Origin of the sequence: Dactylosporangium sp. NPDC005572 (assembly GCF_040605515.1) — a bacterium.
Taxonomy (GTDB): domain Bacteria; phylum Actinomycetota; class Actinomycetes; order Mycobacteriales; family Micromonosporaceae; genus Dactylosporangium.
In genome coordinates this window covers 36536-45710 of record NZ_JBEXCY010000044.1, presented here as the reverse complement: position 1 = coordinate 45710, position 9175 = coordinate 36536, and the positions used below count along the sequence as shown (strand labels likewise).

At 74.2% G+C, this 9175-nt stretch carries 8 protein-coding genes; 6 read left to right on the top strand and 2 right to left on the bottom strand.

Going from position 1 to position 9175, the window contains the following annotated elements; genetic code table 11:
* The first annotated feature begins 234 nt into the window (after positions 1-234).
* From ABZS66_RS22385 to ABZS66_RS22360, 6 genes are all read left to right on the top strand, one after another.
* Entirely contained in the window at positions 235-1599 is a 1365-nt protein-coding gene (locus tag ABZS66_RS22385) for a PQQ-binding-like beta-propeller repeat protein (RefSeq protein ID WP_354760538.1), read from the top strand.
* Positions 1596-2969 (top strand): PQQ-binding-like beta-propeller repeat protein, encoded by a 1374-nt coding sequence (locus ABZS66_RS22380; RefSeq protein WP_354760536.1) that lies wholly within the window; start codon positions 1596-1598, stop codon positions 2967-2969. The genes ABZS66_RS22385 and ABZS66_RS22380 overlap by 4 nt, the downstream gene beginning before the upstream one ends.
* Before the next feature lie 12 nt (positions 2970-2981).
* Positions 2982-4271, top strand: coding sequence for a PQQ-binding-like beta-propeller repeat protein (locus ABZS66_RS22375; RefSeq protein WP_354760534.1), 1290 nt, complete (start codon positions 2982-2984; stop codon positions 4269-4271).
* A gap of 74 nt (positions 4272-4345) precedes the next feature.
* Positions 4346-5707 (top strand): PQQ-binding-like beta-propeller repeat protein, encoded by a 1362-nt coding sequence (locus tag ABZS66_RS22370; RefSeq protein WP_354760532.1) that lies wholly within the window; start codon positions 4346-4348, stop codon positions 5705-5707.
* Positions 5708-5777: 70 nt separating this feature from the next.
* Positions 5778-6443 carry a response regulator transcription factor gene (locus ABZS66_RS22365; protein WP_190256261.1) on the top strand — a complete coding sequence of 222 codons (666 nt, stop codon included), beginning with the start codon at positions 5778-5780 and terminating at the stop codon, positions 6441-6443.
* Positions 6440-7648 (top strand): HAMP domain-containing sensor histidine kinase, encoded by a 1209-nt coding sequence (locus ABZS66_RS22360; protein ID WP_354760530.1) that lies wholly within the window; start codon positions 6440-6442, stop codon positions 7646-7648. Before ABZS66_RS22365 ends, ABZS66_RS22360 begins: the two co-directional genes overlap by 4 nt.
* On the opposite strand, the gene ABZS66_RS22355 is transcribed toward ABZS66_RS22360, so the two are convergent.
* A complete protein-coding gene (locus tag ABZS66_RS22355; RefSeq protein WP_354760528.1) occupies positions 7649-8503 on the bottom strand; it encodes a hypothetical protein in 855 nt (284 codons plus the stop codon).
* A complete protein-coding gene (locus tag ABZS66_RS22350; protein WP_354760526.1) occupies positions 8500-8832 on the bottom strand; it encodes a PadR family transcriptional regulator in 333 nt (110 codons plus the stop codon). Before ABZS66_RS22350 ends, ABZS66_RS22355 begins: the two co-directional genes overlap by 4 nt.
* Positions 8833-9175: the final 343 nt, after the last annotated feature.

Here is a 9175-nt window from a genome sequence, read left to right as displayed (position 1 = left end):
TGCGGGGCGGTGGTGCGGGGCGGTGGTGCGGGGCGGTGGTGCGGGGCGGTGGTGCAGGGCCGGTGGTGCGGGGGCGGTGGTGCGGGGGCGGCCGTGCGGGGGCGGCGGCGCGAGGGGCGGCCGTGCGGGGGCGGTGGTGTGGGGGAGTTCGGGCGGTTGGAGCAGGGGGCGCAACCTGGGTGGCGGCGTGGGACTCTTCTCTGTGCAGCAACCGGGGCAGAAGGGGAGCCGCGCGTGCCCGAGCCGATGATCGAGCTGGATCTCACCACGCCGTGGGAGTCGGTCGTCGAAGGCGGGCCGCCGCCCGGGCGGCGGCGGAAGCGGCGGGTCGTGGGCGCCGTCCTTGTCGGGGTCGTCGCCGCGGGGCTGCTCGCCGGCGCGGCGCCCGCGCGGGTCGACGAACCCCTGTTCGCGCTCGACTACCAGGTTACCGGGGTGTACCTCGCGGGCGGGCGGGTCTTTGCCGGGCGGTACAAGCCCGGTGCGTCCGGGCAGGAGCTCCAGGCGCTCGACGTGCGGGACGGGCGGGTGCGCTGGAGTCTTCGGATGGCGCAGAACCAGTATGTCCGCAGCGTCACCGCGAGCGTCGTCGTGCTGGTGCAGGAGCGCGGCGATCCCGACGACGCCGTCAGTGACGTTGCCGTGCACGATGCCGCCAGCGGGGTGCGGCTGTGGCGGCGGGAGTCGGTGCGGGTCTTCGGGCGGTTCGGGGGGCGCATGCTCGTCGAGGACATGGTCGACGTTGCGGAGCCGGAGCGGCGCTTCGTCGTCGACGAGGGCGACGACGGGGTGCTGCGGAACCAGGCGCCCGAGCTGCGCGAGCAGCATCTTCTGGCGCTCGACGAGCGGACCGGAGCCCCGGGCTGGCGGCTCGACGTGCCCAAGGGGAACCGGCTGTCGTTCGAGTGGGGCGGCAGCTGGGAGGACCTGGTGGGGATGGCCGAGCTGACGCCGGACGGGGAGCTGCGGGCGCACGACCCGCGCGACGGCACCGTGACGCGGACGGACCGGCTCGACTGGTCGGGGGCGGTTTCGTGGTTCGAGATGGACGGCCCGGAGGTGGTGGTCTACCGGGTCGGGGACGTCGGCGGCGACGTGTACGACCGCAGGGACGGGCGGCGGCTGTGGCACTGGCAGGACCCGGAGCACTACGGCGGGCTCGCCACCTGCTGGCCCGGCCTGTACTGCGTGCAGGACCAGGGCGGTACCGCCGCCCTCGACCGGCGGACCGGGCGCACGGTGTGGCAGCTCCGGCAGTACAACAGCCTCCTCGGAATGACGGCGGACGCAATGATCATGAGCGTGTGGGAGTCGCCCGACCTCGCCCCGGGGCCGGTCGCCGCCGTCGACCCGCGGACCGGGCGGGCGAGGACCGTGCTGGAGGGGTGGAACGCGATCCAGCTGAACGGGTCGCGGGTCGTCGTGTGGAAGGCCGTCGGGCAGCGCGACGCGATCCTCGCCGAGCTCGACCCGGCGACCGGGCGGGTGGCGGTGTTCGGGCGGGCCCACGACTGGTTCGGCCGGCCGGAGTGCGTGGCCGAGCAGCGGACCCTCGCCTGCGTCGTGGTCGGCGGGCTCACCGCCTGGCGGCTGCCATGATGATCGAGCTCGACCTGAGCACGCCCTGGGAGCCGCCGTCCCCGCCCCGGCAGCGGCGGCGCTGGCCACTGCTGCTGCTGGTCGTCCTGGCCGCCCTCGGTGCTCTGGCGGCAGCGGTACCCCAGCAGGGCGCGACCCCGGCCTTCGAGGTCGAGCACAACGTGCTGAGCGTCGACGGAGCCGGCGGCCGGGTGTTCACCGGGCAGTTCGGGTCCGTGGGCGGCAACGCGCGCCTGACCGCGTACCGCCTGCGGGACGGCGCCGAACTCTGGACCGTCCCGATCGAGACCAGGCAGCACTTCGCCTTCGTCGACGCGGACGTCGTCGCGCTCGACACCGCGTGGGAGGACGGCGGCGGGCCGGCGAGCACCGTCGTCGTGCTCGACGCGGCCACCGGGGAGCGCCTCTGGGAACGCGACTTCGTGCAGGTCATCGGGCACTACGGCGGCCTCGTGATCATCGAGGACCTGGAGGGGACGAAGGGCTATCCGCGCGCCGGGTACGACCCCGACCAGGACCCGGCCGTCAACCCCACGCCGGCGGCCCGGCCGCTGCGGTACCGCGGCATCGATGAACGCACGGGCGGCGTGGCGTGGACCGTGGACGTGCCGGCCGGCTCCCTCGCCGAGATCACGTGGGGCGGGGCGGGCTACCGGCTGGCCGGGTTCTCCGAGCTCGATCCGTCGGGGGTGCTGCGCCGGCGGGACCTGGCGACCGGCGCCGTCACCGACACCTACCGGCTGCGCTTCTCCGGCCCGCTCTCGTCGTACTCGACCGGCGAGGAGCCGCAGGCCGAGCAGGTGGCGCTGCCGGCCTACGCCCTGGTGTACCTCGCCGGGCAGCGCGGCGCCGACGTGTTCGACCGGGCCACGGGGGAGCGGCTGTGGCACTGGGAGGGCGACCAGTTCGACTGGCTGTTCGCCTGCGGGCCGGACCGCTTCTGCGCGGGCAGCGAGTCCGGGCTCGACATGCTCGAGGCCCGCACCGGCCGGCCGCTCTGGCACCTGGAGCGGTACGTGAACTTCCAGGGGTACGCCGGAGACAGCCTGCTCATGGGCACCTACCAGCAGCCGTCGCCCGACCATCCGGAGATCGTCGTCGTGGACCCGGACACCGGACGGGTCGAGCGCGCGATCGAGGGCTGGCGGGTGCTGCGCGCCGACGGTGACCGGCTCGTCGCCTGGCGGGCGATCGGCCCGTACCGCGCGCTGCTCGCCACGATCGACCCGGCGACCGGCGAGGTGACCGTCTTCGGCCGGCCGGACGAGTGGTACGGCGACCCGGACTGCATGGTCACCGAGGGGAGCCTGGCCTGCGTCGTGGTCGGACGGCTGTCCGTCTGGAGACTGCCGCCCGAGCCCGCCGGTTAGCACAATGGAACCGTGCCGGTGAGCGCGGTCACCATCGACCTGGGAGTGATCGACGACCGCTGGGCGGTCGACGCCGACCAGCGCCCGTCCGGCCTGCCCCGCGGCTGGGGGCTCCTCGGGGTGCTCGCGCTGCTGCTGTCGCTGGTCTCGGCGGTACCGGTGCCGGAGCGGCCGCGCGAGGTGACCCGGCAGCCGCTGCGCAGCGGCGAGTTCCACCTGGCCGGCGGTGCGCTGTTCGTGCTGGAGAGCCACAAGACCCCGAGCCCGGTGCAGGCGTTCGACGCGAGCGACGGCGAGTCCCGCTGGACGTACACGCCGCCCGGCCTGTCCACGCTGTCGTACGTGAGCGCCGCCGGCGACCTCGTCGTGCTCTCGCCCGACCTGTGCCGGTCCGGGGTCACCGGCACGACCGTCGCGCTCGACCTGCGCACCGGCTGGGAGCGCTGGCGCTCGACCGGGGTACCGGTCCGCACCGCGCCGGGCGTCCCCGGCACCGTCGTGCTGCGCAGCCTGTGGTCCGACGGCTGCACCGCGCTGGCCGCCGGCGCCCCGACCGGCGGGACGCTGCGCTGGCTGGCGATCGACGGCGCCGGCCGGACGCTGTGGGAGGCCGCGGTGGAGTCGGGCACGCGGGTCGCCGTCGACGGCGCCGAGGCGGGCGCCGGCTGGGCCGCGCTGCTCGACCGGCGCGGCACGGTCAGCGTGGTGGACTTCGCGACCGGGGAGCGCGCGGCGACCGGGGTCACGGCCGGCCCGGAGGACCTCGTCGAGGCGGCCGGCGACCTGCTCGTAGTGGTGTCAGCGACGACGCTCGCGGCGTACGACCGGCGGGCCGGCTTCGCGGCGCGCTGGACCGTGCCGCTGCCGGTCGAGCGTACCGACCACTTCGCCGTGCGCCCCTGCGCGCGGGCGCTCTGCGTCGTCAGCCGGCGCACGGCGGTCCTCGACCCGGCGACCGGCGCTCCACTGTGGATGGTCCAGGGCCGCCCGCCGCTGACCCCCGTGCCGGGCGGGCTGCTGTCCGGTGCGGGCGCGTCGCTGCTCGACCCGGCGACCGGCACCGCGCTCGCCGACCGCTCGGACTGGGCCGTGCTCGGCGTGGCCGGCCCGCGGCTGCTGCTCGGCCGGGTCTCCGGTGTGTCCGGCGACGACACGACGCTGCTCGCCTGGTCGACCGGCGGGGAGCCGGCGCCGTTCGCCACCGTCGACGACGTCATCGGCGGCTGCGAGCTGGAGGGCGGGTACGTCGCCTGCCGCACGCCCGACGACGACGTCGTCCTGTTCCGTTTGCCGGCCCGCTGATGCGCCGACTGGCGACCTTCGCGCGCAGCAGGGACATTGGAGGGGTGGGCGAGCCAGTGATTGATCTCGGTGAATTGGAACGGCGTCCGGCCGACGAGATCGACTTCGGGTTGCCGCCGGCCGCCGCCGGCGACGCGAGCCGGCGCCAGTGGCCCGTCGTGGCCGTCCTCTCGCTCGTCATCGTGCTCGCCACCGGCTCGCTGCCGGCGCGGCAGGTCGAGGAGATGGGCCTGTTGGCCGACCACACCGTGGGCTTCGTCGCCGACCGGAACTCGCTGTACGCGCTGCGCGACGAGCCGGCATTGACCGCCTTCGACTGGCGCACCGGCGACGTGAAGTGGACCAGGTCGATGCCGCCAGACAGCGGGCAGGTGTACCTCGCCGCCGACCGCGCCTACGTGCGCCACCGCCCCTGCACGAACACCGTCGGCTGGAGCCTGGAGCGGCTCGACCCGAAGACGGGGGAGCAGGCCTGGATGCGCTCCGGCGCGCCGGTGGCGGTCATCGCCGGGCCGCCCGGCCGGCCGCCGGGGCTGCTCGTCGTCGACGAGCGCTCGCCGAGCTGCCCGCCGGTCGTGCCGGCCCGCAACGCCCCGCAGACCTCGGTGCGGCTGGCCGGCCTCGACGCCGAGACCGGCGTGATCCGGTGGGCGTTCGAGATGCCCCAGGGCGGCCGGCTCGTCGCGCCGGAGGTGCCCGGCAGTCCGCGGTTCGTCATCTGGTACCCCGGAGGCCACACCGAGGTGCGCGACGCGACCACGGGGGCGGTCGTCAGCGGGGCCGACCTGTCCGAACTGGCCGACGGCCCCCCGACGAGCGTGCGGATCGTGGGCGGGCTGCTCGTCATCGTCTCGGTGCGCAACGACGGGGCGCTCATCACGGCGTACGCGATGGAGCCGCTGCGGTACCAGTGGCACCAGCTCTTCCGCTCGGCCGAGCCGGTCCCGATCGCCGAGCTCGCCTACGGCCCGGTCGTGGTCGCCTGCGGGCCGATGCTGTGCGTGCCGAACTGGCGGGACACCGCCGTGCTCAACGCGGCCACCGGCCAGCTGCAGTGGCGCCGCCCGATCCAGCTCGACGGCGTCGGCCCGGGCGTGCTCGTCGCCCGCGACCGCGGCGACTTCATGCGGATCCGGGTCGTCGACTGGCACACCGGCCGGGACCTGGCCGACCTGCGCGGCTGGGGCGTGGTCCCGACCGCGACCGACGGCACCGACGCCGAGGACATCACCGCCGCCGGGGCCGGCGCGTCGCACGTCATCGTGCAGAAGCCCGACGGCGACACCTCCCGGATCGCCCGCATCGACCTGCGCACCGGAGAGGTCACGCCGCTCGGGACGGTGACACCCGTCCCGTCGCGCTGCGCGATGCGTGGGCAGCGCCTGTCGTGCCTGGCCGACGGCGACTCCGTGCACCTGTGGCGGCTTCCCGTCTGACGTTACGGTTACTCACGCGGACTTCACAGCCGGTGGACGACACTGGCTCGATCCGGGTTGGGAGACTTACGTGCGGGTGCTGGTGATCGAAGACGAGCGGAGCCTGGCCGACGCGATCGTTCGCGGTCTACGGCGGCAGGGCATGGCCGTCGACGTCGCCTACGACGGCGCCGACGGGCACGAGATGGCCATGGTGACGCGGTACGACGTGGTCGTCCTCGACCGCGACCTGCCGAGCAAGCACGGCGACGAGATCTGCGCCGACCTGGTCGCCTCGGGCGCGCTGACCCGGGTGCTCATGCTCACGGCGAGCGGCAGCGTCGCCGACCGCGTGGAGGGCCTCCAGATCGGCGCCGACGACTACCTGCCCAAGCCGTTCGACTTCAGCGAGCTGGTCGCCCGCGTGCAGGCGCTCGGCCGCCGGGCGACCCCGGCCGCGCCGCCGGTGCTCACCATCGGCGACCTCGTCCTCGACCAGGCCAAGCGGACCGCCACCCGGGCCGGTCAGCCGCTCGACCTGACCCGCAAGGAGTTCGGCCTGCTGGAGGAGCTGCTCAAGGCCCGCGGGGCCGTGGTGTCCAGCGAGGAGCTGCTGGAGCGGGTCTGGGACGCCAACGCCGACCCCTTCACGACCACGGTACGTGTGACGATGATGACCCTGCGCAAGAAGCTCGGCGAGCCGGCGCTGATCGAGACCGTCGTGGGTGCCGGCTACCGCACCCGGCTCCCGCAATGACCGTCTACGACGCCCGCCGCGCCGCCGTCTTCCGGCCCACCCTGCGTCTGCGCCTCACGCTGCTCAACGGCATCCTGCTGGTCGGCGCCGGGCTGGTGCTGGTCATCCTGGCGTACATCCTGGTCGACGGCGCGCTGAAGCCGGCCGACCAGCTCCAGCCGGGCACCCGCGTGGTGCTCGCGGACGGCTCCGAGGTCGACGCCCACCAGTGGCAGACCGAGCTGGTCGACGCGGCCGAGTGGGAGCTGCTCACCCGGGGCAGCCTGGCCCTGCTGCTCATCGGCATCGTCGGCGTCGCCGGCGCCTACGTCGTGGCCGGCCGGGCCCTGCGCCCCCTGCAGCGGGTCACCACCACCGCGCAGCGGCTCACCGGCGAGACGCTCGACGCGCGCATCAACTACGACGGGGCCGACGACGAGGTGTCGGAGCTCGCCAAGACCTTCGACGCGATGCTCGACCGCATCGGCGAGGCCTTCGAGACGCAGAAACGCTTCGTGGCCAACGCCTCGCACGAGCTGCGCACGCCGCTGGCGGTCATGCGCACCGAGGTCGACGTCACGCTCGACGATCCGGAGGCCGACGTCGAGGAGTACCGCCGGATGGCCACGGTCGTCCGGGACGCCTCCATGCGGGCCAACGCGCTGGTCGAGTCGCTGCTGCTGCTCGCCCGGACCGAGGCGCAGGCCGGTCGCCGGCTGGGCCGGAAGGTCGGCGCCGACCTCGCGACGGGCGTCACGGTCGCGATGTCGGCGATGGGCAAGGAGATCAAGCGGCTGAACCTGTCGGTGGACACCGACCTCAAGCCGGCCAACGTCGTGGGCGACCCGGGACTGCTGGACCGGCTCGCGGGCAACCTGATCGAGAACGCGGTGCGGTACAACCACCTCGGCGGCCGCATCTGGGCGCGCACCGGCACCGACGACACCCTGGCCTGGCTCGTGGTCGGCAACACGGGCTTCGAGGTGGCGCCGGCGGACGTCCCGGCCCTGTTCGAGCCGTTCCGCCGCGGCGGCCGCGAACGCACCGGCGCCCGCGGCACGGGCCTGGGCCTGTCGATCGTCCGCGCGGTCTGCGACGCCCACGGCGGCGGCGTGAGCGCCGTGGCCCTGGACGGCGGCGGTCTGGAGGTCACCGTCAGCCTCCCCGCGGCGGCCCTGACCCCGCTGCTGTCGGGGACCGCCGCGGTGAAGCCGGCCGCCCGCTGATCAGTGCCGCAGCGAGTGGGCGGCGTGGGTGCGGCGGAGGCGGACCGCCAGGTCGACCAGCGACACCAGGATGAGCAGGGCGGTCGTGCTCTTGAAGGTCTCGTCGGCCGCCGGGGTGACGAAGATCGGGCCGCTGCCGATCAGCCAGGTGAGGACCGCGCAGATGACGGCGCCGTGGACCAGCTGGGTGACCGGCAAGGGCTTCCAGATCGCCACCGCCTCGCCCAGCAGCGCGGTGATGAGCAGGGCGAACATCACCGGCCCGCGCACGTCGAGGAAGCGCTCGTCGTAGGTGACCGCGTCGATCGCCGGCTGGGGCAGGCCGGCCATCCTGAAGGCCGCCGCCGGGTCGAGGAGGACGGCCGTGCCCGCCGTGTAGAAGGCCAGGGCGGCGATGCGGCCGGCGCGGTTGACGTGCTTGTTGGGCGCCGGGCGGGGCCGCCACCGCGCCGGGCGCCGGCGGCGCTGCCAGGCCCGCAGGGCGAAGCCGACGAACAGCAGGCCGAGCCAGGCGAAGACCACCGGCCAGGCCGCGTCCGCCGCCTGCTCGAAGTCGCGGACCGGCTTGATGAGCTCGCCGAGGACCGCGCCGAAGTGGATCAGCAGCGACCCGCCGATCGCCAGCGACAGGAAGCGGCGGGTGTCCACCGGGTCGATCAGTGTCACCGGCTGCCCGTACCGGGCGGCGACCTCGGCCGGATGCCCGAAGTCCGCGAGCAGGGTCTCGACGTCCCGGCCCTCCGCCTCCTCCGTCAGCAGCTCGCGCAGCTCGCGGGCCACGTCGCGCCGTTGCCGGCGGGGCAGGAGCGCCACGACGTCGGCAACGTACCGGTCGATCAGCTCGTCAGCGGTCATGACGCCTCCAGGAGATTCCCCATTGCCTCGTTGAGGCCGCGCCAGGAGCCGGTCAGTCGCCGGAGCAGGCGCTCGCCCTCTTCGCTGAGCTTGTAGTAGCGCCGGGGCTTGCCGTCCGCGGTCTGCCACTCGCTGCTCAGCACGCCCTGCGCCTCCAGGCGGCGCAGCAGCGGGTACAACGTGCCCTCCTCGATCGGCAGGCCCTTCTCGATGAGGGACTGCCGCAGCTCGTAGCCGTAGCGCAGCTCGCGCAGCTGGGAGAGCACCGCCAGGACGACGACGCCGCGGCGCAGCTCCTGCTCGAGCTTGTCGAAGGCATCGCTTACCATGCGCCACACAGTACCATGCGCCACACAGCTTTTTGCGGGGCTTCCATGATCAAGGGAACGATGTGGTCGTTGGGGCAGCCACATGTTTCCCTTGATCATGGGCGGCGGCGTCCGTGATCGCGGTTTGCGCAACATGACGCGAACGCCGGGCCGCCGTCGGTCGTGGAGCCATGATCGATGGCGAGTTCCGGTTGCCATGACAGCCAGAAGTCGCCATGGATCATGACGTCGGCCGGGTTGATCGCGGGTTCCGCGGGCAAGGCGCAGCCGGCGTGCGGGCCAGCAGTAGCCGCGGGCGGCCGCGCGGACTTCGGGTCGTTCTTGGGTCGACGGCGATGGCAGC

What these genes read in the sequence shown, in the direction of transcription:
- ABZS66_RS22380 (WP_354760536.1), top strand. Translation starts at nt 1,596, where the DNA reads ATGATGATCGAGCTCGACCTGAGCACGCCCTGGGAGCCGCCGTCCCCG.
- ABZS66_RS22360 (WP_354760530.1), top strand. Translation starts at nt 6,440, where the DNA reads ATGACCGTCTACGACGCCCGCCGCGCCGCCGTCTTCCGGCCCACCCTG.
- ABZS66_RS22355 (WP_354760528.1), bottom strand. Translation starts at nt 8,503, where the DNA reads ATGACCGCTGACGAGCTGATCGACCGGTACGTTGCCGACGTCGTGGCG.
- ABZS66_RS22350 (WP_354760526.1), bottom strand. Translation starts at nt 8,832, where the DNA reads ATGGTAAGCGATGCCTTCGACAAGCTCGAGCAGGAGCTGCGCCGCGGC.